Origin of the sequence: Bacillus sp. RIT 809 (assembly GCF_016892495.1) — a bacterium.
Lineage (GTDB): Bacteria > Bacillota > Bacilli > Bacillales > Bacillaceae_G > Bacillus_A > Bacillus_A cereus_U.
Window position 1 is genome coordinate 1 of the sequence record NZ_JAFEMR010000040.1, and the last position, 25171, is coordinate 25171.

Consider the following 25171-nt stretch of genomic DNA (forward strand, 5'->3'; position numbering starts at 1 on the left):
TGTTTCAATTTGACCAGCGGCCACTTCTTGACCTGGTATTTCATTTTCTATCGGCGTTACTGGTGCAATCGGTGTTTCAATTTGACCAGCGGCCACTTCTTGACCTGGTATTTCATTTTCAACCGGTGTTACTGGTGCAATTGGTGTTTCAGTTTGATCAGCGGCTACTTCTTGACCTGGTATTTCATTTTCTATCGGCGTTACTGGTACATCATCTATTTGCTCTGTTGTTCCTGTTATCGCTACATCTGGCATATCGTTAGTAACTGGAACTTTATCCTGTGAGGAATCTTCTTGTAGTATAGCTATATGCGGTTCGTTTTTTCGAAGTTTTCTAGGAATGGATACATTGTCACCTGCTGCAAGTGGTAGTTCTTCAATACCTTCATTTTCAGCTTCATCTTCTAAGCTCATTAATTGACCTTTATTAATAGTCGCGACATCTTCTAATTGTTTACCTTCTTCTAATTCTTCTTCTAGATCCATTTCATTTTCTTGTTCTTCTTCCATAATCTCTAATTCTTTACTGTCTGTTCCTTGTAACTCCTCGCTATCTGGCATCTGTTCAAGTTCGGTTGTCTCTAATTCTGGCTTATCTTTATCAGATTCCATATTTTCTGATCCTGTAGCGGCTGCAAGCGCTTCTGGATCGTTTGTACTAATAGTTACATAGTCCTCTTCATCTTCTCCATATCGTCTAGAATTGGAGCCAAACTTATCATTAATAAATCCTCTTCCATAATCAACCGCTCTTTCAGACATTAAAGAAACGTCTGTCGCCATCCTATAAGCTGCTTTAGAAGCACTAAATGCAGCAACAAGACGATCTCTGAATAAATAACATAAAACAAACACTACAATTTGAAGAAGCATAGTTGATACATATCCAGCCGCTCCCGATTCTGGAAGCGTATATATCAGCTCTGAAATAGTGAACACTATAACCAGCAACACGGACATTATTATTTTTAATGCAAGTGGTCTGATCCATTCAGTAGCCCAACTAGAAAGAACCCTTCTTTGTCCTGGTAATAATGCTACAGCCATACAAATTGGTGCGATTATACTCATAACCATAAACCATAATTGAAAAGCAATTGTTAAAAGACAAAGTAATATAATTGGAATTCCAGTAAATGTATTAACCACGTAATACACAATCGTAAAAATAAGTCTTTCCCCTACACTATCTAATTTCATCATTACGTTTTTATCTTTTATTTCTTGCTCTATAATCTTTACTCGGTCTTCCCCAGGCGGTGTTTTTAATAATTTATTTACTCGGTCTTCTCCAATGCCTTCTTTTGAATCTTTCCCATACTGCATAAATAAGTACGGTCTTTCAGTAAGTAACGTCCATATCTGTTTTTTCACTGCATAAATGGCATCCTCTTTTGAACGTCCTGGATCTCCTGCAACTGTTCCCGTTGCTTTCGTTAAAATTTGAATGCTAATTTCTGAACTAACTGTATTAGCCGATCTTAAAAACGTTGATACATTTGAAATAAACGTAACAATAACAGCTATTACCAGGACAGTTTTTACTATTTCTGAAAATCCTGTTAATGGTTGACGTTTTACGAAAAATATATAGGCTGCATAAAAAGCTGATAAAGCACAAGTTAGAGAGATAATTGAAGGGAGTAAACCACCAGATTTAAAACCATTGTTCTCTACTCCTGCGATATTTTGCATTGCTGTTCCTAACTTGTCGGCCACATTATCAATAATATCTAGCCTAAGGGATTGATCTACTACAAATAGAACACCCTTCACAAGTAATAAACTAAATTGAAAAGCAAGATCTACTCCCCATTGTGTTACACTATATATTTTTCTTTGGATATCCTTCCCTATGCTATCATCACCAAACATGTAGCCCCAGGCTTTAGAAAAAAAGCCTTTATCATCATCTTTAGAAGGAGCTGTGTCTATTTGATAATGTGCATCCTTATATAAACCATCTGTATGACCTTCAAATAAATGATTAGAAATGGTATCTTCTTCCGCATGAGCCACATTAGAATTAAAAGACAAAATTGTAAACAGACAGAGCAACACTATTGCTCCTATTCTTTTCACTCACCTTCACCCCATTTGTGAACATGCTTAGGTTCTTTACTCCCCACAATTGAATCTAAATTGTGAGTGCTCCCCCAAGCCCATTCGGAATTTTTCCAAGCTCCATTTTTATCTTGTAAAATATATAAGCTTTCTCGTAATTTCTTATCTTCAACTGGATCATAATATACAATCTTGTAGTAATATTCATTCTTTTTCCCATCTAACTCATAACGATATAAGTCATATTTACTCCCTAGTTTCTTACTCGCACCTGGATTTCCAACCTTATCTGGCCCGAAATCATAAGTCTTATACGAAAGGTCATTTAACTGTTTTGTGTCCATATCAATATAAGCGCGTAAATATTCCATAGCTACTTTATCAGCTTCTTTTGCCTTATCCGATTCCATTTGACAACCAGAAATGCTGATCAGTGCCAGCATTCCTAGTATTAAAAATTTAAAATTGAGCTTCATTATCTTCATTCTCTATACCTCCAGATGACTATACCGATTGTAATTCTCTTTCTTCGTCTGACTTTGTTGAAGTGTCAAAGGCCGTCAATAGCTCTTTAAATACTGGATCAACGTTGATAATCGCCGTACGTCCATATATATCCTGGAACAAGCATTGGCCCCTTTTAAGCTTTTTCATCATAGATACATTTTCATCTGTAATCGGGAGATTATAATAACTCAACATTTCCTCGGCTTCCTTATCGTATTTCATAGCAAACGAGAATTTCATACCCACATTGGCAACCTCACGATTTTCAGAATTAAAATCGCTGGCGTTTTGTGTACTAAGATATAATCCTGTATTGTGATAACGGCCTTTACGAATAATATCGTCTGCTAAACGCGAACCTTCACTGTTTTTTAATACACTGGCTGCTTCATCTTGAACGTACACTTTAAATACACTTCTGTCAGAGTTCATTAAGGATTTTCCAAAGGCTGTCATAGCAATTAATACACTCTCTGAAAGTTTATCTATAATACTAACAGCTGGTTTTTTCGAATCTGGTAATTGTAAATGTTGAATCTGCAATACTTGTAATGGTCTTTCTAGACTTAAAACACGATAATTCTGTCCTGGTTTACCGAATAATAATTCAGCTAACGGTGTTTTTTCAATCGTTTCTAAACGATGAATTAAAGAATTTAAACTATCTAATGATTTTTCTGACATAACTTTTGAATCTCGACCTTTTTTCTCTTTCAATTGTTCCTTAACTAAAGTCAAGCAAGGATTTTCTAATTTTGTAACTTCCGTTATTGCATCAACTAAATAGTCATATCTAGAATCTTCAAGATTTGCATTTGCTAAAAATGACAGTAATTCTAAAGAAAGTCGCTTCGCTTCTTCTATCGAACTACATATACGGAACGGATCAAGACACCCTGCATCCTCTGCACTAGCTCCTAATGTCCATACTTCTAACTGATCTTTTTTGAATCCTGGAAGTTTGATAGGCCAATCTCCCCTATCCCCTTTTGGATCTCCAACAAAGGCACGGCCGCCACTCATTACAATCCAGTAAACTAATAAATTCAATAAAAATGATTTCCCTTTTCCTGTTTGGCCCGCGATCATAACTGACAAACTATCGAATTCATTCGCTATATTATCTAAAGCTTTAGCTGCTAAATCTGGTTTGATAAAAACAGGACGGTTTAATTTAGCTGTTCTTCCGAAATAAAACCCTTTGTTATCACCAATTTGAGTTGTTGCACCAAACATTCCCTGTGCCAGCACCCCAGGCTCTACGTATAATTTAAAGTCAGTATTATAACGATGTGAACCAGGTAAAAATTCATAAAAGTACGCAAGCTGGTCACCGAATGGATTTACTAATTCAATTCGCATTTTCTTGTATTCTGATATTAATGCATTAATTCTAGTTTGAAGGGTTTTCTTATTTTCAGCGTATACACAAAAGAGTACACTCATTTCATACCCTGGCATTCCAGTAGTTTGAAATCTATCTTGAACATGTTTAACCCCTCTTACTTTTCGATCTATGGTCAAATCTGTTGTTTTCCCTCCAACCATTGCTTGACGGCGCTGATCGTTTAATTCCAGCTCACTATTCGTTAATTGCTTTGTTACTATTTCATTATCCATATGGTGTGCCCGGATACTAATTTCAACTGGAAATTTCAAAGAGTGAGATTGAATCCGATAAATCCACTCTAGCCCTGGAAAAATGGATTCTTCTGGCATAGACTTTACAGCCAAAAAAGCAACGTGCATTTTCTCCAAATCACCATCCTCATTTTGTCTTTCTAAAATCAAGGATCTTCCTGGTGACTCATCAATTAAACAATCTGTAAGCTTTACAATCTCTTGCATACGGGTACGGCGTACTTTTTTAGGTTTTCCGTTGCTGTCGAACAGTTCAATTGTTTCCCCTATATTCCATTCTTTTACTCTCTCTGGTTCAGTCATTCCACGTGTAAAGTTTTGTTCAATTAAAAATTTAAGCGTTGGCGCTGTAAGACGATTCACAAATTTAAACGTATTAATTAATTGACCATGAATAACTTCATCCATATCTTTATATTCATCAATCTCATCTTCCAAAATATCTGATTCATGTAAACCTATTGCTTCATGTGCTGCATTTGTAAATCCTTGTCTCATACGTTTAGCAAATTTGGCCGTTTCAACAATAGGATTTCGGGCCTGTTTTTGCTTCTTTTCTTCATTGACTTGAACGAGTATATAAAAGTGATATTCTGTATTTTCGGTTGACATTGCCGAACGTTTCAGATATTGCTTCATTTTCCCGAAAAGCCAGCGACCCGTTGGAGCCATTGGGCCGCTTATACTTTCAATATGTTCATCTAAAATTTCATCGGAGTTTGTTGTGCGCGGGATAACTAATAAGTGTAAGTCACACTCTAAATGAGTAAATAATGTTGTTTGATTTAAAAAATAACCTTTTTTTGTACTTTCATCATGAAAATCATACTCAAATCCTTCAACCTCGTAACCTAACCAAACCCTTCCATCAACACTAAAGCAAAGATTTTCTTCAACATGTTTAGTTGGGAACCTCGTTAAAGTTTTCAGCATATATCGCTTCCTCTCCCTCTTCCTCATTAATAAATGTAAGTTCAAACGCCGCAATATCTTCTGTTTGTTTAGATTGCGAAGAAGAAAGTTTTATTACTTCTTCTTTTGAATATTGGATAAAAATTGGACTATTAAAAACATAGATCTCTGGTTTTCTTAAACGCATTGATCTATTCATTTGATGTGTTCGCATTTTAAATGTGATCCACGAGCGAAAAAAGGCAAAAAATGATTTTCCATCTGTCTTATAACGATCTAGGCCCCATACAAGCAAAATAGGGAGTACAACATAATAAAGAAAGTAATAGTCATCAGCTAGTGGCCCCACGATCCAACCTGTTAACGGAAACCATCTTAATAAAACAAACAGCGCAACAATTAATATAAAATAGCCCATCAACTTCCACGATACGGGCCGTGGAAGTTGATAACCTAGTATTTCATATTGTCTTCTTTCATATTTCATAAAGCTCCCGAAACTGTAGACTTTAATTGGTCTGCTTTTTCTATCCCTATCTCGCATTCTCTTACAGTCCTAAAAGTCCAGAAATCCATGTACCAACATTTTTTAATACATCTGGCTTTTGTACGAAGAAGATTAATAATCCGCCACCAAAAATTAAAGTTACTAAAAGCCCCCATGCGCGTTTCACAAATAAGAAAATTCCAGCTACGATAAACACCACATACAAGGCCATAGTCCCTTGACTTTTAACCTCTTGTAATAGCCCATCTAAACCAATCCCTAAATACAAACTTTTCAATAGTCCTGTAAAAAACATATCCAAATTCCTCCCCTTAAATATTCTGGATTTGTGTTACTACAAACTGACCTTTTTGCTTCTTTACAACTAACTTATAATGCATTGTCATTTTCGCTTCTGAATCAGAATTAACAAGAATGACACTTACATCCACTTCGTATTTTTCTTTTTGATTTTTTACCGGATATACCTTCGCATCAACAACCTTATCAAGCTTCATTCTACCTTCAAGCCCCTTAACGTCTTTATCTTCTAGTACATAACGTAATTCGGCTGGTGTGGCTGTTGTATAAGATTTAAAAAACGTTGGTAAAAACTCTTTTATATCCTGTTTAACATCAAAGTTGTTAATTTCTTCTCGTTTTTCTTCTTTTTCTTTGATTTCGGCTTTTTCATTGATATTTACTACTTTGGGAAGTCCAGAAATAACAAATGCGTTTTTATTTGCTGTGATTGGAATAGAAAGAAATTGAGTTGCATTTTTTTCTTCATTTGGTCTGTTCAATTTGTAATTTACTTTTAGAACAATATTTGCTTGATCTTTACCAGTTTCTTTTACCATACTAACTACAGATTGAATGTAATTTGAATCCCATTGAGCGCTTTTTACATCGAATCCCCCCTGTTTATCCAGGCTTTCCATAAGATAAGATTTCAAATGATCTTCACGCTTTTGTTTACCCTCGTCAGTTCGTTGCCAAGTATAATATTCTTTAGCAAACGACTTTGTAAATTCAATCGCTTCTGGTCTGATCGCTTGATTCTCTGTATTTTGCTTTAATTCTTCATTTTGAGAACTAGCATTAACCGCTTTTGTACTGTTACCCTTAATCACGGTAGTAACCGAAACGGCAAATATCCAAAGAAACGCCACCCAAAAAATAATTGCGCCTATTTTTCGCCCTCGATTTTTTGGCGCTCTGAATTGCTGCCTGCTGCCGCTAGGCTTCAACTTCTTCAGTAACTCTTTCCAATTCAATATATTCCCCCCTATTCAATTATCAATGTTCATTAAATCCTTACTTTTTCTTTTGGATTTTCTAAATCGCGATAAATAGGGCCAAATGGATCTTTTATATAATCCTCAAAAGTAGCCACATAAACAGGTAATTCTGGACTCTCCACCCCTTTTAAGTGTCTAAGTAATTCTTTTTCTCTAGCTGCATCCCTAGCCACAAATACCAATCTCCATGCTCGAATGGGATAAGAAAAACCTACATTTTGATCATATTCTTCAATTTTTTCTTCACGTTGTAAAAAATCGTTGTACCGTCTAATCTTCTTTAAAAGAACATCTTTTGTACCAAATGTCCTTTCCATTTCTAAAAACAATCCTACATTTGCATCAATCTTATCTTTAACACCAATGACTGCAATTCCATCTGGTCGAATAACATCAACTGAACTTTTTGTATATCTAAATGTTGCTCTAGGCTCATTTATCCACTCTTTCAGTTCTAATACTTCCTCTTTTTCTGATTGAAGTGTCATGGAACACTCTAGATGGGCTAACATAAGACTGTGATAAACGAATGTCGCAACACGTTCTGACCATCTAGGGTTCCAATGTACTTCCCCTCTCAACTCCCTAACCATTTCTACACCATACTTTGTAAGTGTATAAACGTTTTGAGGTCTTCCCGACTTCCTCACTTGATTTCTTATAGAAGGAATGGGTAAATGTTCATGTTTGATGTATTCCCCCTCTTCTAGCCTGCGAAGGCGATAATATACGGAGTTTTTCCGATGCCCTGGATAACATTTCGATTCGATATATTCCAGGTCTAAGTACACATGAGTATGCAAATCAATTAATAGTTTTTGGTCTTCTTCTGATAACATTAGGTGGGCCATCATGTTTTCTCCTTCTCTAGCATGTCAAAAATGCTTTTATTCCCATCTTCCTTCTTCTTAGATTTCTTTATTTCTGGCTGCTCTTTTGGTTCCTCTGGTTGTCGGCTTTCTTCAACCACTTTTTCTATTTTTGGATTTTCTTCTTTTACTGTTTCTGGAACAATTTTTGTCTGTTTCTTTTGAAACAATGGGATAATCTGTGCTTGTTGTTCTTCTTTAATGCTTATATTTGATGTTTCCGGCTGTTTTTTCATTAAAACTGGTGTGTTCAACGACTTACTTTGCACTGGTTCAGTAACTTTTTCTTTTTCAAGAGCATTAAAAATTGAATCTTTTGAATATTCCGATTTCTCAAGTGGTACTTTTTCCTTCTTAGATCCACTTTTACCGTAAAGAAACTGATCTATTTCTTTATCTATTTCTTCAATAGACTTTCCTGTTTGCTCTAACTCTTTAATTTTCGCGTGTGTCCATGCATTCGATGCTTTTGTCATTGCTTCATTACCATAAATAGCAACTTTTCCATCTGGTAAATAGCGATCTAACGGCGGAACTTCTATCGTGCACCATACATCTTGCGCCTTACCGTCAATTTTATCTTGTGTTTGAACAGCAACAACCAAATCCGGTAAACCTTGCAAATACTGTGCTCTAAAGCGCTTTTGCATAATGTCTTCTAACACTTTAGCCGAGTCTGGCCCTTGACGACAGACAAAGAAATTACCACCAATTTCTTTTAAGGCATCCGCCAAAGCTTTGTCTAATTGTCCTGTGATTTGTTGTGTAATCGGCCATAGGCCCAAACCGTATTTTCTGTCTTCTGCTACGATTTTTGGAAGGATTGGTACTTGTACTTTGTGGGCTTCGTCAATAAAAGTTAGATGTAGTTTAGATCCAATTGGGCGTTGTTGAACAATACGGTGATATTGATTCATGATATATCCAATTGTTAATTGAATATCGTCTGATTCCATATCAGATAAGTCATAAAAAACAATATGGCCTTCATCCATCCACTTCCTAATTTCTAACGAGAAATCAGATTGACCATACATTCTTTTCAAATATGTTGTACTTCTAAATAAGTCTAATCTGTTCAATATTGGCTGAATGCTGGCATCCAAAGCCTCTCCAACATCATGTTTCCAATAATGAGAATAATATTTCGCTTCTGGCCCCTCTAAATTCGATAAGACTCGTGCACGAAATATCTCATTTGTTAAAAACATTGGAATACTAAGTGTGTTGTGTGTTTGTTTCCCATCAATTAGCAAAGTTCCAATTGTAGCTTTTAAAATACGTTCTGTTTGAGGTGCTTGACCTGGGATGATTGATTTAATAACGCTTAAAATTGAGTTAATAACTGTTTGAGTGTCTTCATTAGGAAATCTATGAAGTAAGTTCAGTGCTGGAGGATGTTGTGAATGACGGAAGCGAATGAAATGTACTTTATTCCAATCAACTTGCTTTCCATCTAGTTCCGCTTTCAACATGCGGTTTAGCGCGATAATTGCGAGGTCTGGAGTAGGATCAAAAAGAGAAAAACCGCTTGCATTTTCTGGATCACTCATCCACTCATCAATGACACTTTCCATAATAGCCATTGCGACTGTACTTTTACCCGATCCAGTTTTACCGGTTATTGCACCCATTTTCTTCATTTGCTCTTTTGCTATTCTGACCAGGCGGTCTTTTTTCATTGGATGTCTGGCATAACCTACACCAATTCCATCACTAAGCAAATCTTGAGGTAACATTTCTTCTCCCTTATCGAGATACAAAATTTTCTTTTCTACTTTATCCTTTTTATCTCCCTTAATCTTTGGAAGGTGAAGTAAATTCGCAAGTTCTGACCCCGTCCAGGTCATTTTTCCATAACTCGGACACGGAACCTTTAAGACTGAATGCTTTAATCTTCGATAGCGAAGTTCATTTACATCAGCCATAATACTTGCAACCATATTCCCCAAATTTTTCAGAACAGGGACACCAGGATAATATTCACTTGCAAATGATACAGCGACTTGAAAGGCCATTTCATTTCCTGCGAAACGTCTATTCAAATCTCTATACTCTTCTTTCTCAAAAGCATCTAAGCCAAAACCAGAACTATGCTTCTTTCTTTTCTTAATTGCTTTTTCTGCTTTCCGTATGCCCTTTATCAAACGATGGCCGTTATCTGGAGAAAAAGAAACATCAATCCACGTTTTTTCTTCCGTTGCATTAAGTAGAGTCGGCAATACATCTTTTGTGTATCTTGCTAAAGATAAAGTTGCTTCAAGATGTTTACGCTTCAAAACCATACGCCCGCCAACAGCTCTCCAAGTTGGGAATGGCACTTCATCCATTTTCTGTTCATACACTTCTGCATGAATATATAGGCTTCGAAATGCCTGGACGACACGATTAATCCCATCGTTTGGCCCTGCAAGATAAAAACGCAATCTTTCTTCTTTTCCTTCTGGACGATACGCGAGTAAACGATACCAATCACGACCTTTAAATAACCGCTCTAACGGACGGCGACCCGCTCCATGAACTTGACGGATCATACGGCCCACAGTGTCTACGGTTATTTCATCATCTACATGAGGAATGATCATAACATACCGGTAACGTCTTCTTTCAATTTGATACAACAGAATACGTCGTATGATCTGCAACACTACTACTGCGAGTAGTCCCAAGATCAATAATTGTACTACTTGAACTACAACTGGCATCCACCGAGAAATTTCAGATAGTATTTTATCTCGTGAAAACCATACGGCGGCTCCAGCTCCCAAGATAAGAAGCATCGGCCAATTTTTAGTGACGAAATCGTCAATTTCTCTGTCCATTTTGCTGCGTGACAACGTCCCACCTCCGAACATATTTGGAGCGAGAAACAGCGTAACAAGTCAGAATCTCGTCTGACAGAGAAAAACAGTACAACCAGTAAAAGCCGAATAAAGACAGCTTGCTGGCATGTGATACGAGACGAGACTCGGAAATGAACCGCCGCCGCCCGCACGTAGTTTAAAAGAAAATTTTCGCCTGTGTGATGACTATTCATACGAATGAGTCTATCCCCCAGGGAAAGCTTCGTATTCTGGATAACCATATTATACCATAAAATCCCTTATATTTCAATCATCTTGTTTAAAATAATTTACACAATAATCTGCATAATCACTTTTAATCACCTTTAGTAATTATTACGCAAGTATTTGGAGTAATATTCCACAAGTTTTTCATTAGATTATTCATTAGATTATTTCAATTGTTCTAGAGGTTATAATTTCAATTACCAGAAGGTTATAAGTATAAATAAGTACGAACATTAGAACTATGAATAGTGGAAAACATAAAGAAATATAATCCTCGGCTCGTCATTCGCAAGCTCATTTCCTTACCTTCGGACTACGTCCCCCAGCACTAAAAAATAGCATGTTAGCCTACATCTTCATAGTAATTTTGTATCTCATAAAACAAGTACATTAGAAGATCCTCAATACGTGTATAAAGATATAAACTACCTGTAGTCAGTAATTCAAACAAGAACGAATGTGAGAGCTCTGGAAACTCTGTAAGAGTAAAGGAATAGATATAAGCTACGAGATCCAGAGGAAAACACGTAGCTGTAGAAACTCGTTGAACAAAGGACAGTTGAGAAACCGAAAGAGTATCTACAAGAGTAGTAGTATAAGTAGTCCGGGAGATCGAAATACTAGGCAGTAAAGAGCTCCCACCCACCACCGTATCTTTAAGTGTATACGGATTTGGCTCATTTTTTTTAAGGGATACAACAGGCGCACTCATCACTATTGGTTCTGAATCTATGTTTCTTTCTTGCTTAACTTCAATTTGCTCCTGGGCCACTAATTCAAGCGTTGTCTTTGCTCCACGCCCTTTTCCTTCTACTGTTAGGTTAATATGTCCAGACGCTTGTAAACGCCCTATAACTATCTTAAAAGATGAAAAAGGCACTCCCATATCCTTTGCTAATTTGCGTTGTGATCCCGATACTTCCCCTTTTTGCTGCTCTAAGTATGCTAAAATATCAGCTTCCCATTCTTCCATATGGCTATATTGACGATCTTCACGCTCTTTTTTCCCTTCAAACGGGCGATACGAAAACACCATTCCCGATAATTCACGTATATAGCAAGCCGCTGGCCCTTTTTTCGTTCCCTGGAACGCACTACGAACCTTTTGTTTTACCTTCAATACCGTTAAAGGCTTTTCTAGCTTTGCATTCCATTCACGAAGCTTATTTTCAGCTTCTTCCTTTGCGTATCCAGAAGCTTTAAATGTTAAAGCTAACGTATAACAAGTGTTATCCCTCTTCCCTTCTTCTACACCTTGTAGAAGCTTTAAAATAGCTGGATGAGACAATAAATCACATTGCCCTACTGTTACCTTTTTAAAGAAAGAACGGTCTTCTTGCTGCATGATCATCCAGTCTATAAGTTCCTGGAAGTCTATACGATTATTAGACTCATAAACTGTGTTTTGATCTGTCACCACACGGAAATAACGCTCTGCACCAACAGCAACAGGATCACCGCCGATATTTGCGATAATTTCACGCTGAATACGCTCATAAAACTCTATAGTCTTTGTATAAGCTCTTTTTGCTACAGCAAAATAAAAGTACAGATGAAACCCACCAGACGGCGTTTTCACGATTAAAGAAGGCTCTGGAAGCCCTGCGCATTCAACACGGTCCAATACATCTGGAACCGTCAAACCTTTATTTTCTTCATTGTCGCCTTTTGCGTCTATATCAATGACCATCGCATTTAACCAGCGTAATGAGGCCTTATTTCGTTTGTCGTTACGATAGAATGTATTAGGTGTGTAATATGTAGTGTCTTGAGTCATTGCAAACAAAGTTTTATATGTACGAACCGCTTTAAAATCCTCACAATTATTACTTAAAAAAGTAAAACCATGCTCATTATCATAGCCACTTACTTGTTTATCTCCTTGACGTTTCGCTACTTCCGTAAATTGATTTTGAAATATTTGTCGATACATTTTCACTTGTGTTCCTCCTTTCTCGGAGAAACAAAAAAGACAGATAGCCCAAGCTATCTGTCCCCATTTTCGAACCGATATATTAATTTTCTCATGTCATAAGGTGTCTCAAATTGACTATGAATTTATTGCATAGACAACAAATTTCATGGTACAATAGAGCCAGACATTAAGTAAAATAATATATACATCCAGTTTGTTCGAACTAAACTGGAATTGGTTCAAGCTATGGTCGAAGATAGCTTGTTCCCGAAGCAATCTTGTTAACCGCAAGATTGCTTTTTTTTATTCTTTTTTGTTTCTACTAGACATTAGTAAGATTTATATTTTCATTTGTTTATTTATGTAATTTATGTAAATAAGTCTCTATTTTTCTAAATTGTGCGAATAATTTTCTGTTCTAATACAAATATACTCCTTTTCTTTCCAGGCCGCAACCCTTTGTCTTTATTTATATTTTTCAGATTGTTAACTTTTTATTATTGTTAACATTATATGAAATAAAAATAATAAAATCACCAAAAAACCTTATAAAACAAGCATTTAAACAGAAAATATTTTTGTTAACTTTGATAAGAAAAAACTTCCATATACAGTTTAGTTGTGATATATTGTTAACAAAGATAAAAAAGGAGTGGAGAAAAAAATGAAAATTTCTATGATGAATAAGGATTCTGGGAACTCACTTGATATGAATTTGATTGATGGTTTTTATGTTGAGATCCCTACAAATGTTGTGGAAATCAGCAAAAATGAAGCTGATTCTCATTTTGTTGCTGCCATTGGAAACCCTAAAGATCTAGATTCTCGCTTATTAATCTCTACAACAATTCCGGGCGAAGAGAAAGAAAGATACTTTTTAGTAGGTGAAGAAGCTGCAAAACACGCACTAGCAAACAATCACGTTAATAAACTACACGATAAAATCACTAGTCATATCCCTTATGTAATGTTTTTAGCTGCTGTTGCTTATTACCACGCTATTAATGATGAAAGAGAAAATGATGATAACACTGTTGAAATTGAATACTTCCAAACAATGTTACCTATCTGGTTACTAAAACGCACGGCTAAATTTAGCGAAGCACAAACAGCAATGTCAGAACGTTTTACAGGCGATCATATCGTATCTGTTCACACTCCTGGTTTAGAACGCACTTTAAATATTGATGTAAAAAAAGCTTCTTGCCGCATTGAAGGAGAAATTGCTCGTTTAGGTATCAAGAAAAATTTCGAGTTAGAAGATCGCGAGGAAGCAAAACAGTTTGATAATAATGATACTGTATTAGTCGATATTGGTGGTGGTACTATTGATCTTGTTTTATCACCAGCTGGTTTAAAAGCACCAAAAAACCGAGATTCTATGCAATCAATTGATAAGCTTGCTTATTTATCACATATCGAAAAACTAAGAAAAGAAAAATTCATAGAATTTTTCGATGATCTACGATCCTTCGAGATATTTATAGTACAGAACTACCAAAAACCTAAAATGGAATTAGTTGACGGCAATAGTGGCAAACGTACCGATTTAACTGAGAAAATTAAGTCTTCTTTAAAAGAATTTGCTAACATTTTAATTTTAAAAATTCAAGATGTTATGCCTGCACCAGCTGACAAAGTATACAAATACATCTATTTCGGCGGTGTTGCTCCAATTTTAGAAGATAGCATCCGTGAAGTTATTGAGGAAATGTATGGCGCTGAAATTGCACAAGCAAATCATATTTTCTTGCCAGATTCTCGTAAATTAAACCTATATGGCCTAGAAGTTAAAAGCCGTGGTGAAATGCTACAAAAAGCATCTAAATAGGCATATCACCAGAAGAAAGGAGGGAGCACATGGGACGTACTAGCAAGGAAGAAAAACAAAAAGTGTTTGGCCTTCGAACAGATAACATGAGTGAAAAAGTATATAGTCACTTAGATAAAAAAGCCCGCTCAAAACAATTAGCTTCATATCTTATAAAGTTGGTTGAACAAGACTTAAAAGGTCAAGAGCCATTTGATGCAAAAGAAGAACTCATTGAGGTTTCAAAAAATCAAGATTATATGATGAAGGCCATCGAACAGCTAACTAGAAAAATATCTACTATCCAAGTAGCTCCAGCTCCATCTGTTGTTATGTCAAATCAAGAGAATAACAATACATCCTTAGAAAATGATTTATTAAAAGATGTTGGTAAGTCGGGACAATTAATTACAAGTAAGGTGGTTACTGGATCTCTTGACGATGAGGATTTAGAAGACCAAGACTTTTAGAAAAAAGGATCTCACTCCTTATTTAAAGGATGTGCGATCCTTTTTGTTTAATCTATAATGTAAATGAGCGACTTTGGACGGGAGGTATAAAGATATGAGCGAATCCGAACAAGAACGAGCCTATTGGACGCACGAAGTTGCTGACAAACTCCAAATATCACACAGTACATTAAAAAGATGGTGTAGTGAGCTAGAAGTGAGCGGTTATAAATTTACTAAAGGTACAAATGATAGTCGCGCATTTACCGCTCATGATTTATCAGCATTGGAAAAATACAAACACCTAACCAAAAAACAAAAGATTCCAAAGGATAAGGCCGCAACTACTGTTACAGAGGAATTTTCTACAGATATGAGCGATTGGGCGACCCCCGCCCATAAAGAAAGCGACCATTTTTTGAGTAGCCCACAAGCCGCCCAAACACTTCAAGCACTTATGCAAAGGTTCCAGGAGCAAGAAGAAACCAATCGTCAAATCTTACAGGAACTAAAAACAGCTAATGAATTAAATAAAACCATTTCTGCACAATACGAACAACTAAAAAAAGAGATACAGGCCCTTAATGCTGATCAAAAATTGATAGCATCTGGCCAGGAGAAAAAACAAGGATTCTGGGCAAAGCTTTTCACAAAAAATAAGGACGTATGATGATAAATTACATCATACGTCCTTATTTCTGTTCGGATAAGATCATATCCGGTTTTATATTCGATTGAATACCCATGTCATTTAACTTTGATTCTAATAAAAGGATTTCTTTTTCAAATCCTTTTTTCAAAGCAATATCCGATATTCTTATAACACACCATCCATTTTCTTTCATATGAGCATCACGTTTTTTATCTTTTCTTCTGTTTTCTGGCACTCGATGAAATGGCCCATCAACTTCAAGATCCAGCTTTCTTCCATTAGGTGAATAAAAGGCAAAGTCTAACTTATAGCGTGTACCAGGTACTTTTTGTTGCACAATAGGGTGATAACCTTTATAACGAAGCGCATCATACACCTGCTTTTCCAACTTACTTTGACATTTGCTACGTTGTGTATCACTATCCGGTTTATACCCACCAGAGACAGTTGTAATTTGTGCTAAAAAGAAAAATAACAAAGCACATCCAAGAACCACGAATAACCCCGTCATATTCCTTCACCTCTTTTATTTTTTATCACGGACAAATTACATCCTACTCAACTGTTGCATAGGCTAATGACTAAGCAAGAGCTTTTAAATTACCTTATCAGCAACTTAAATCACTACCTACTTACTGTTACCTACGTATTAACGTGTCATGAGTAGCAATAACAGGAAATAAAAGATGTGTTTATGACGACGAGGGCGGAAGGCCGAGGGAAGTCATAGTGCCCCCTTAACTCAAATCTTATACCATGTAATTTTTACCAATAGGGTGGTTATGTCCTGGTAATTATTACAATGGATCGGAAAGGATGGATTTCATTGTTAGCGAAAATAGAGAAGGCACTGCAAAATTACCAAAGTTATATAAAAAGAAAAAATCAAATTCATGATCTAGAGGAACAAACGAAAAAATCATTTCATTCAGCAAGTTTATTTTTGACTCACATCACGTATGGAAATGTCAAAACCTACATTTATCCTACTATCCAAAAAACACTTATATTAGAGACACACAAGGAGATTATTTTCACCATACCAAAAGGCATGAATCCAAAGAATTTAACCGAAAAGGAATATGTCTTCAAACAGTATTTAGGCGACAGTATCGAGCTAGAAATAGGCTCCATAACTTGTGTAATACGTATATTCCCTAAACGTATGAAAAGCGTAAATTACAGCTTTAATGAGCTTCTAGTGCGTAATGAACTATTACCGGTTATTGTTGGTCAAAATAAATATAACCAATGGATTAAATACTCCCTCATTACATCCCCAAATACACTAATTAGCGGTGTACCAGGTAGCGGAAAAAGTTCTATGTTGCGTACTATTTTAACGACATGGGTTTTAATGAAAAAACCTCATGAACTTGAAATGTACCTAGTTGATTTAAAGAAAAGTGAATTTCACATTTTCGAAAACATCGAGCATGTAAAAGCTGTTTGCGATACTCCTGGACAATTTAAACCTATTATGAAAAAACTAATGAACGAACTTGATAAACGAGGAAATTTATTAAAAAAGTACGGTGTAAGTCACATCAATGACGTTCCTGCATCTGAAAGACCTGGATTCATTGTACTTGTGATTGATGAGGTAATTGTATTAAAAAAAGAAAAAGAAATTACAGAGGATTTGTTACAATATGCGTGTTTGGGAAGGGCCTACGGGATGTTTCTTATTTTGTCTATGCAACGCCCTTGTAATAAGAGCCTAGATACAGCCATACGCGCGATTTTAAACGCTAGGTTGGGTTTTCGTTCAGAAGATAAAACGAATAGCGATATAAGCGGTACTCCCGGCGCTGAAAACATCCCTTCTGATGAGCCCGGACGAATGATATTTAAAAAAGATGCTGCTAGTCTCCAAGAAGTTCAAGCGCCCTTTTTATCTGTAGAAGAAGCGAAAAAACTACTATCTCCCTTTAAACGGAAAGACGATCCAAAAGACCCAAATTCTCATGTAAACAACAAAAAAGATCCAGGTACTATCTTTGGATTAATGGAGGATTAACACCATGAATAAACGTGATAAAGCTATTTTAAACGATCTAATTCGTTTCCGGGTTTTAAGTCGAGATCAAATTATTGCATTACATTTTTCACATTTGAAAAATCCCGTGTCGAACTGTAATTTGGTTTTAAAACGCCTTCAAGATCGGAACTATATCCGTGCATATAAATCTTTTCAGCCTTACGTCTACGCACCGTATGACTCCAAAATAAAAGACAACAGCCAAAAAATCCCCCATTTCCTATCCATCGTTGATACTTATATAGAATTAACGAAATACGATACACCTTCTAACGTACTAATCGAACCAAAATTCGGTCAAAAAGGAACAATTGAATGCGATATGTTTTGTTTATTCCGAAACACTCCATTTATGATTGAAATTCAACGAAATCAGTACAATGACAAAGTTATGAAATCAAAGATAGAGCGATATGAACAGTTTTATTTATCAAACCTTTGGCAAGAATTCCCCTGGCAACGACCAAATAAAAAAGTATTCCCTATCGTTCTTATGGTTACCGATACACATTATCAAATCACAAGTGAATATATAAAAGTAGTTCAAGTGCCAAATATCCATAGTTTAATAAACATGTTTTCTCCTATCGAAAAAAAACCTGTATCTTCACGCTCATCCAAAAGTGGTATTAAAATTAAAATCAAATAACATAAAAAAAGAGCTAGAAAGTTTTACTAGCTCTTTTTTTCTATGGAACTTACATACTCCAAAAATCATTAATATCAACCTTTGAATCATGCTTTCTAATAGCTTTAATTAATTTCCTCATCACTTGTGGACTAGGAATATAATCTTTTTCATTACAAGCCCTAGAAACTGTATTACGACTTACTCCACTAGCACTTATCAGATCCTTTTGCTCCAAACCGCGTTCAAATAGCCATTTTGCTAACTTTGTTTTTTTCTTTGGTTTTCCCCACATTGTTTATGTACATCCCTTTCACTATGCCTTTACCCGTAATTATGGACAAAATCCCAAAGCGCTATACGTAATCACAATAATTTGTGCATATGTCATAAACTTTGTGCATATGTATTAATATGACCATAAAAATTGCAACTTCTTTGTAATTTTTTTGTGGAATGTATCATACATAACAATAGTAATAGTTTGCCATTACACATCAGCCTATTAGCAAACCATTGCTATGAATATTCGAAAAAAACACAAAAAAAGAGCACCTATATAGGTGCTTATTTCTTTTTCTCTTTGTATCTCGTATTCCCTAATACTTTTGGTTTATTTAACGTAGTTGGTTTTTTATCTTTATTGATAAGCTCTGAAAGAGCATCCATATTTTCTTTAAATTTTTTGACTGTTAACTTATAACTAAATACATCGGGAACTCTTTTTATATTTGAAATTTCTGTAACGCCAATATCTAACGAATAACGTTTAAGCTTTGGAAGTGTACTAATATCTTTTTTGACCATATCTTTTATTTTAAAGTACGGTACGTGAAATAAAAAGAAAGTATTTGTTTCCTCATGCTTAACCTCAACAGCATATAAAGAATAATATTGTTCTTTTCCCTCACAACACTTAGGACACTCTTTTACCTCTTTGTACATTTTTTCTAACATGTAATGCACTGGTTGCTTTCCAATTTGCATTTTATGCTCATCACATAATTCACGATGAAAAGGCGGTATAAATGCTTTTAATTGAGCATATTTACTTTGGGCCAACAAACTAAAAGCTTTATGTTTCAAATCATATAAAGTTTGACGTTGTTGTATACACTCTTGTCGCTTTGGTTGTTTCATTCTTCCTTTTAAAAGCCATGTGCAATGCTCAATGTGGAATGATACCCATTGTGTCCAGTATGCTAAACGACAAGTATAAAATAATTCTTGATCTATGCCATGCCACGTTCTTTGTAGCGTCTTATATTCTTCACTGTATTGCTTTTTCAATGAATCTTGTATTACCTTTTGTTCTGCAGACACTCTGATCCCATCCTTCCTAGTTAGAAGTATACATGTATACTAAGGATAACATAACAACAAATCTATACTTCTTATGAAGCTTTTTACATCTTGCTCCATACCCGATAGCTCAAATTTATGAATTATAGGTACTTTGTACATGTTTGCAATTATATCCGCACTCTTCGCAAAGCTTTGGCCCCAATTACGGTTCCCACTTGCAGCCACGGCCAATAACCTATTATGATTCCTCTTTAAGAAATTCAATGTTCTCTCTGGAACTTGCCCGAATCCCGTTGTATACGTAACGAAAATAAAATCATCTTCTATTTTCATATTTTCCTTTATTTTGATTGCTTTCATTCCTAACTTAGAAATAAAACGTTCTACATTTCCTGTTTGCGAATCATAATAAACCAAGATGTTTTTCATGGTGCATTCTCCTTTTTTTGAAAAAAGGCATAAAATTTATTGAATTATATTCTTTATTTGTTATAACATTAAAGAAGGAATTTAGTGTACCAGACTAAATTCCTTTAGTTGAAAATCATTTGCCAACAGAATACCTATTGTAAATTCACTCTATGCCTTTGTATAGGGTGTTTTTACTGTGCTTTTAACATAAAATTCAAGATTGTATACCCCATTTTTCTCATAGTGCAACCGTGTTTTTTAGCCAAAATTTCTAATGTACGGCGCTCTCCAGGTGGAATTTCAATACTTACCAGTTCATATACACTTTGATCGTATTCATGTACTGGAATATCGTCCATATAAGAAAACTCTAAACCTTCACGGATCAGCTCACCAGCAATGATACTTACCTCTTCATCATCATATAAGTTCAGTTGTTCTAATTGATCATACTGTACTTCGTTCAAAGGTATAATAAATTTTGTGCCTTTATTCTTACGAGATTTAGCCCCTAAGGATTTCACTTTAACTGTTTCATCTAACATAACATTTAACATTTTAATTACCCCTTTCGTTTTTAACGATTTGTTTAATCAAAATTCCTCTAAATCTGTTTCTATAACTTTCACTTCTTTTCCATGTTCTTCACTTAAAATTTGTTTTACTTCTGAATTATTATCTTTCCTTAATTGAAAGCCTTCTTCTGGCCAAGCCAAGAGCCATGACCTTTTATATTCTTCTCCACCCATTACATACCGCACATCAAAAACGTACAACCTGTTCACCCCATTTTTATGAAGTTATTAAGCTGATTTTCTTACTGTACTTACAGCCGCTAAACAAGCCGCAACGCCTAGACGTTCATCACTATAATCTTTATCGCCAATTTTTATATGCCAATGACCATCCACCTTATTGATCATTGCATTATGTTCTTCGCCTAATTTTTCTAGAATATTTGTAGACTCATTAAGAGCGCCAAACTGGTCCACTGGCATATTTTCAAAAGGCTGATTTTTCACCCCCCAATATTGGCCCACTCTTTCTAATCCGAAAAATTCTATCGCTATGACATGATCCAGCTTTTCAGTTACATGCAAATCTTGAAAAGGAACCCACCAGTCAGAAGTGCTCATTGCAACAAATTCCTTTGTTACACCGTGGTAAAGAATACAACAAATGCTGATCCCTTCCTCATCATCTTGTTTAACAACGAAATCGAACTGTTTTAATGCATTTCCATTTTTATCAGTTGCTCCAATTTCAATTTCTCCCTGTTTTAACATTTCGATATGGCTCATTATTAAATGCCCCCTTCAATTAATTCACTAAACTTACCGAAATCAAAGCACTTAATAAAACTAATCCAACAAAATTTAATGTGTTTTTAATTCTTACAGTCACTTCTTTACACCCTTTCTTTTATGATTTAAAATTTTGTGCTTCCCTTTTTCTTCATCAATTTGTTTTTTCGTATAAATCACAACTTCCTCTATACAGTGATAGCATAATCTTCCTAAACAAAAGCCTTCTTCCGCTTCTTTTCCACAAGCTACACATATATAATCTTCCATTTACATTCTTCCTCTCGTTGTAGGTTTAAAGAATATCAACAGAAAAGATGTACATGAAAATCATTATTGAAATAGCTATACAAATAGTTCCATAAAACCATATTTGATCAGAAATACTTTCTTCAATACCAAACCATTCGTTTATATTTTTGTAATTTTCTGAAATGAGAGAGTAAAATTTTTTGAGGGATTTCGATTCACGATGAGGATATGTTAAAATAGACTCATCGTTGGTAATTTTCAAAAGATTGTTTGACACCACAAACCATCCTTTCTAAATTATCACAAGTTATAGAAAGAGTCCTGGCCACGTTTACCGACATTGACAGGGCTTTTTCTTTTGCAATTTTACTTTTCAAATTTCTCTAGGGTTAGTTTTCTAAAGAATTCTGAATATGTCTTTTCACTATCTTTTATGCGTTGCCAATGTTCTTCGGACAGTGTAACTGAAACCTTTCTCGTTATACCGAGTGTAGGACGACCAGCACCCTCCCTTTTCCCTCCATGATTTTTCATTTGTTCCCCTTCCTGGTTGTATGTTTTGATTTAGGTTACTTTTATTATAATGAATTAAGTTACTTTAATCAAGAGTTTTTTTGAAATTTTTTGACTTTTTATTTAACTACAATTTTAACTTGTGCCCCATCTGGTAAATGATCCACTTTGTTTCCTATAAAAGACCCAGCCCCTCTATTATCCGCAGGCTTGATATACTTAATATCCGCACCCGATCCACCTTCCTTACACATAGCCATTGGATATTCATCACGATCATACCCCTTTTTAGTTGGTACGCCCGCTAATGATTGTTTTCTTCTATCCGCGGCCCCTTTTCGATCTATAGTACAAATATCGGTTTTTCCCTTTTCAATGGCTTCTTTAATATGAGCGCCCGTTTCTGGATATTTAGAAGAAGGAAATTCTATGACTTGCGCCACTTTTTCAGATCCGTTTGCTTGCTTTACACTTGTTTTGTCATTAACTACTGAACATCCAGTAAATAGCATACTAGCAACCGCAAAACCACCTATAACGGCCCTAATTCTCATTATTTTCCTCCCCAATAAGTCAAATTTAAAATACCGCAGTATTTCCTTAGTCAGTCACTATTCGAATCTGATTAAACTTTACAAATGTTGATTATAATTTATTTTTAAACTCATCTTTTATTTTTTTTAATGGAAGGTTCCCATCTGCAATTACAAATTTGATTACAATAATTGCATTCAATGTTGCAAATATAGTTGTGATGATCATAATAACAACATTTATATATAAATCCTTTAAATATAAAAACAATATAATTCCTAACAGTGACAACATATACGCCCAATATACTTTCCGGTTACCTTTCCATAGTTCATACCTAAATACACGATAGGATAAAATCAAGAAAAGTGCTTCTATATACAAAATCCATTTTATTTGATCCATTACAGATTCAATCATATTTCGATTTCACCTACTTTTACTCAAATAGCGCTTTTATAAGATTTTATCCTCTTCTTTTTCGAGAATAAAATCTTTAAGAGATTCAGAAAGAATTTCAACAGCAACTTCAAAATCAAATTCCCATTCATTTGTTAACTCCGCTAATTCTCCCGTATCTTTTACAATTTCCGCTTCTCCATTATGCACTACTATTGCTGTCCCACTTAACGTATCACCACGTGAGAAATCTAATTTACCATTGTAGTAATAAATACATGGTTTTGCTGTACGTTGTCTTTCAAAAACATCTTTTGTAATTTCTAAAAATTCTTTTGCTATCCCTTTCATTTCTCATTCCCCATTTCTTAATGAAATTGTTATGAAAAACTTAATTGAATTCACTAAACACATAATCATAAAGTACATCTGCGACACTTTCCGCATCGTAGTCACTAACACACTTGGATAAAGCTTTAATTAACATCGGCCTTTCATCTTTGAAATTGATCTTGTAATCCACAAGGAAACTCCAATTAAATGAAGGGATAGCAATTAAACAGCTATGTTTCATATCATGTTCGCAAAAATACACCGTTGGTGAATCATAGTTTTTTAAGGCTTCAAATTCCGCGAATTTCACCTATATCGCCCCCTTTCTTTTTATCCCTTAATCCTTTTATGAACGTATCTTATTGAAACACCCGCTAAAAGGATTAAAGCAAGTGTAATACCGAAACTAGCCATTACAAACGGTTCAATATCTGGACTTATAACGCCCATGATTAAAACCTCCCATTCCCCATTTAGAAAGATAAGAGTCTATTTAGAACTTCCCCCTGCAATTGGCCCACCAATTGATTTAGCTATTTCTTTAAAAAGATCTGGATCGAATACATACCATGTTACTAGTACACCAAACAAAAAAATTCCAATTAGATATAACAAAACGCTCGTATCTTTAGATTCTGTTTGATTTCCTCCCATTAAATCCACCCCTTCTTAGAGTGTGAAATCTTCCATTGTCTTTCTAATCTCATCAGCTTCAATTCCAATGTAACGCAACGTTTGCCCTTGCGTTGTATGACCAAATAACTTCATCAAATAGTACACATCTTTTTTCCTCTGGTAGTAATGGTAGCCAAAGCTCTTTCTCATCGAGTGTGTGCCCCAATGATCTTTATCAATTCCACAAGATAGGGCCGCTTTTCTTAGAATTGTATCAGCCATTTGCCTTGTAATTGGCTTATCTCCTTCACGACTAGGGAACAGCCAATCTGAATCGGCCATTTGCTTTGTATACTTTTCAATTTCACGTTGTAAAACCGTATTGAAATATACATCAACGGTATTTTCTGTTTTCTCCATTTTAATTTTTGCTACATCTTTTCCTCTAACATCTTTGACCCTCAAACGTAATATGTCACTGATCCTTAATCCTGTATTAATACCAAAATAAAAAATAAAGTAATTCCGATAAGACGAGTTGCGCAATAACCATTCTTTCATCTCGTCAATTTTTTCGAGTGATCGGATTGGCTCTTTTGCTCCTGGCTTACGTCCTCCTTTCGTCATAAAAAATGACCTCCTAATCTCTGTTGTTAATTATATTATGTAAAACTTAATTATATTATAACTGTAATTTGTAAAATTAACAATGATTTCCTATCACTTTTTTTCATAAAAAAACCAGCTGTTACATGCATAAAACGCACTATACAGCTGGTTTGTATCAATTTGCTATTTTCATACTTTTGTAAAACTCGTTCTTCATAAATATTTAATTCATAAACCGTTTCTAATTTAATGAAAAGGGTTTCAAATTCAGAATTTATGGATCGAACCGCTATATTATAATAGAGGGCTAAAAAAGAGAGGATTCATATGAACTATAGTAAAAAAGCTCGTTGTTCAGAATTTTCTGTCTGTTTTGTTATATTAAAGTAGACACCTAAGAAAGGAGGGCATTTTCATGGATCACTCGCTAAACAACATATTTCCTTCAATCAATTCAATGGAGGAAGCAACAAAACAATTTAATCCATTCCAATCACGAAAGGAGCAACACCCGATGAGCTTTACAAATAGCGTATTTCCTTCAATCGA

General features: G+C 35.2%; 29 protein-coding genes and 1 pseudogene. 5 read left to right on the forward strand and 25 right to left on the reverse strand.

The features are described from left to right. The 9 genes from JTF23_RS26025 to JTF23_RS26065 all read right to left on the reverse strand — a co-directional run. Positions 1-2082, reverse strand: a 2082-nt coding sequence (locus tag JTF23_RS26025) for a CD3337/EF1877 family mobilome membrane protein (RefSeq protein ID WP_204210119.1), incomplete at its 3' end; no start/stop codon positions are given. Beyond that, entirely contained in the window at positions 2079-2549 is a 471-nt protein-coding gene (locus tag JTF23_RS26030; protein ID WP_204210120.1) for a hypothetical protein, read from the reverse strand. The genes JTF23_RS26025 and JTF23_RS26030, both read right to left, overlap by 4 nt. 19 nt (positions 2550-2568) lie before the next feature. Next, a complete protein-coding gene (locus JTF23_RS26035) occupies positions 2569-5145 on the reverse strand; it encodes an ATP-binding protein (protein WP_204210121.1) in 2577 nt (858 codons plus the stop codon). Next, positions 5114-5611, reverse strand: coding sequence for a TcpE family conjugal transfer membrane protein (locus JTF23_RS26040; RefSeq protein WP_234932376.1), 498 nt, complete (start codon positions 5609-5611; stop codon positions 5114-5116). The genes JTF23_RS26035 and JTF23_RS26040 overlap by 32 nt, the downstream gene beginning before the upstream one ends. Positions 5612-5672: 61 nt before the next feature. Continuing rightward, on the reverse strand, positions 5673-5927 hold the full coding sequence (locus JTF23_RS26045) for a TcpD family membrane protein (protein ID WP_097877685.1): 255 nt from the start codon (positions 5925-5927) through the stop codon (positions 5673-5675). Between the two features lie 16 nt (positions 5928-5943). Further along, positions 5944-6888 (reverse strand): conjugal transfer protein, encoded by a 945-nt coding sequence (locus tag JTF23_RS26050; RefSeq protein WP_204210122.1) that lies wholly within the window; start codon positions 6886-6888, stop codon positions 5944-5946. Between the two features lie 32 nt (positions 6889-6920). Next, complete coding sequence (locus tag JTF23_RS26055; RefSeq protein WP_097877681.1) at positions 6921-7763, reverse strand: replication-relaxation family protein; 843 nt, start codon at positions 7761-7763, stop codon at positions 6921-6923. Next, positions 7763-10618, reverse strand: coding sequence for a type IV secretory system conjugative DNA transfer family protein (locus JTF23_RS26060; protein ID WP_204210123.1), 2856 nt, complete (start codon positions 10616-10618; stop codon positions 7763-7765). The genes JTF23_RS26055 and JTF23_RS26060 overlap by 1 nt, the downstream gene beginning before the upstream one ends. Positions 10619-11195: 577 nt before the next feature. Further along, positions 11196-12785, reverse strand: a complete 1590-nt coding sequence (locus JTF23_RS26065; RefSeq protein WP_252188052.1) for a primase C-terminal domain-containing protein — start codon at positions 12783-12785, stop codon at positions 11196-11198. 646 nt (positions 12786-13431) lie between these two features. Here JTF23_RS26065 and JTF23_RS26070 point away from each other — a divergent pair. The 3 genes from JTF23_RS26070 (at position 13432) to JTF23_RS26080 (ending at position 15696) form a co-directional block, all read left to right on the forward strand. Continuing rightward, positions 13432-14598 (forward strand): ParM/StbA family protein, encoded by a 1167-nt coding sequence (locus tag JTF23_RS26070; RefSeq protein WP_204210125.1) that lies wholly within the window; start codon positions 13432-13434, stop codon positions 14596-14598. Positions 14599-14627: 29 nt separating this feature from the next. Beyond that, positions 14628-15047: a hypothetical protein gene (locus tag JTF23_RS26075; protein ID WP_204210126.1), complete on the forward strand. Its 420-nt coding sequence runs from the start codon at positions 14628-14630 to the stop codon at positions 15045-15047. 94 nt (positions 15048-15141) lie between these two features. Beyond that, positions 15142-15696 (forward strand): MerR family transcriptional regulator, encoded by a 555-nt coding sequence (locus tag JTF23_RS26080; RefSeq protein WP_204210127.1) that lies wholly within the window; start codon positions 15142-15144, stop codon positions 15694-15696. A gap of 22 nt (positions 15697-15718) precedes the next feature. On the opposite strand, the gene JTF23_RS26085 is transcribed toward JTF23_RS26080, so the two are convergent. After that, on the reverse strand, positions 15719-16189 hold the full coding sequence (locus JTF23_RS26085) for an endonuclease domain-containing protein (protein ID WP_204210128.1): 471 nt from the start codon (positions 16187-16189) through the stop codon (positions 15719-15721). 315 nt (positions 16190-16504) lie between these two features. Between JTF23_RS26085 and JTF23_RS26090 the strand changes: the two genes are divergently transcribed. Together JTF23_RS26090 and JTF23_RS26095 are read left to right on the forward strand one after the other, a co-directional pair. Next, positions 16505-17698, forward strand: a complete 1194-nt coding sequence (locus tag JTF23_RS26090) for an FtsK/SpoIIIE domain-containing protein (protein ID WP_204210129.1) — start codon at positions 16505-16507, stop codon at positions 17696-17698. Between the two features lie 4 nt (positions 17699-17702). Further along, entirely contained in the window at positions 17703-18368 is a 666-nt protein-coding gene (locus JTF23_RS26095) for a replication-relaxation family protein (RefSeq protein ID WP_204210130.1), read from the forward strand. A gap of 49 nt (positions 18369-18417) precedes the next feature. Here the strand turns inward: JTF23_RS26095 and JTF23_RS26100 are convergent, their stop codons facing one another. From JTF23_RS26100 to JTF23_RS26170, 15 genes and pseudogenes are all read right to left on the reverse strand, one after another. After that, positions 18418-18642 carry a helix-turn-helix domain-containing protein gene (locus tag JTF23_RS26100; RefSeq protein ID WP_098709642.1) on the reverse strand — a complete coding sequence of 75 codons (225 nt, stop codon included), beginning with the start codon at positions 18640-18642 and terminating at the stop codon, positions 18418-18420. A 272-nt stretch (positions 18643-18914) separates the two neighbouring features. After that, positions 18915-19670, reverse strand: a complete 756-nt coding sequence (locus JTF23_RS26105; RefSeq protein WP_204210131.1) for a hypothetical protein — start codon at positions 19668-19670, stop codon at positions 18915-18917. Between the two features lie 39 nt (positions 19671-19709). After that, positions 19710-20072 carry a class Ib ribonucleoside-diphosphate reductase assembly flavoprotein NrdI gene (nrdI, locus tag JTF23_RS26110; protein ID WP_204210142.1) on the reverse strand — a complete coding sequence of 121 codons (363 nt, stop codon included), beginning with the start codon at positions 20070-20072 and terminating at the stop codon, positions 19710-19712. Positions 20073-20254: 182 nt separating this feature from the next. Continuing rightward, the gene (locus JTF23_RS26115; protein ID WP_204210132.1) at positions 20255-20620 is read right to left on the reverse strand and encodes a hypothetical protein; all 366 of its coding nucleotides are present in this window, start codon (positions 20618-20620) and stop codon (positions 20255-20257) included. Positions 20621-20656: 36 nt separating this feature from the next. Next, the gene (locus tag JTF23_RS26120; protein WP_149191479.1) at positions 20657-20839 is read right to left on the reverse strand and encodes a hypothetical protein; all 183 of its coding nucleotides are present in this window, start codon (positions 20837-20839) and stop codon (positions 20657-20659) included. 27 nt (positions 20840-20866) lie between these two features. Beyond that, the gene (locus JTF23_RS26125; RefSeq protein ID WP_204210133.1) at positions 20867-21364 is read right to left on the reverse strand and encodes a hypothetical protein; all 498 of its coding nucleotides are present in this window, start codon (positions 21362-21364) and stop codon (positions 20867-20869) included. 99 nt (positions 21365-21463) lie between these two features. Next, positions 21464-21637, reverse strand: coding sequence for a hypothetical protein (locus JTF23_RS26130; RefSeq protein ID WP_179194468.1), 174 nt, complete (start codon positions 21635-21637; stop codon positions 21464-21466). A 25-nt stretch (positions 21638-21662) separates the two neighbouring features. Next, positions 21663-21899: a DUF3961 domain-containing protein gene (locus JTF23_RS26135; protein ID WP_307839267.1), complete on the reverse strand. Its 237-nt coding sequence runs from the start codon at positions 21897-21899 to the stop codon at positions 21663-21665. Positions 21900-21985: 86 nt separating this feature from the next. After that, a complete protein-coding gene (locus JTF23_RS26140) occupies positions 21986-22153 on the reverse strand; it encodes a CopG family transcriptional regulator (protein ID WP_204210135.1) in 168 nt (55 codons plus the stop codon). 98 nt (positions 22154-22251) lie between these two features. Continuing rightward, positions 22252-22623: pseudogene (locus tag JTF23_RS26145) on the reverse strand (NucA/NucB deoxyribonuclease domain-containing protein); the annotation flags it as partial. A 154-nt stretch (positions 22624-22777) separates the two neighbouring features. Next, positions 22778-23086, reverse strand: coding sequence for a hypothetical protein (locus JTF23_RS26150; RefSeq protein WP_204210137.1), 309 nt, complete (start codon positions 23084-23086; stop codon positions 22778-22780). 36 nt (positions 23087-23122) lie between these two features. After that, positions 23123-23416: a hypothetical protein gene (locus JTF23_RS26155; RefSeq protein ID WP_204210138.1), complete on the reverse strand. Its 294-nt coding sequence runs from the start codon at positions 23414-23416 to the stop codon at positions 23123-23125. Positions 23417-23456: 40 nt separating this feature from the next. Beyond that, complete coding sequence (locus JTF23_RS26160; RefSeq protein ID WP_204210139.1) at positions 23457-23708, reverse strand: YueH family protein; 252 nt, start codon at positions 23706-23708, stop codon at positions 23457-23459. A 179-nt stretch (positions 23709-23887) separates the two neighbouring features. Continuing rightward, complete coding sequence (locus JTF23_RS26165) at positions 23888-24052, reverse strand: hypothetical protein (RefSeq protein WP_204210140.1); 165 nt, start codon at positions 24050-24052, stop codon at positions 23888-23890. Between the two features lie 15 nt (positions 24053-24067). Beyond that, the gene (locus tag JTF23_RS26170; protein ID WP_204210141.1) at positions 24068-24640 is read right to left on the reverse strand and encodes a tyrosine-type recombinase/integrase; all 573 of its coding nucleotides are present in this window, start codon (positions 24638-24640) and stop codon (positions 24068-24070) included. Between the last annotated feature and the right edge of the window lie 531 nt (positions 24641-25171).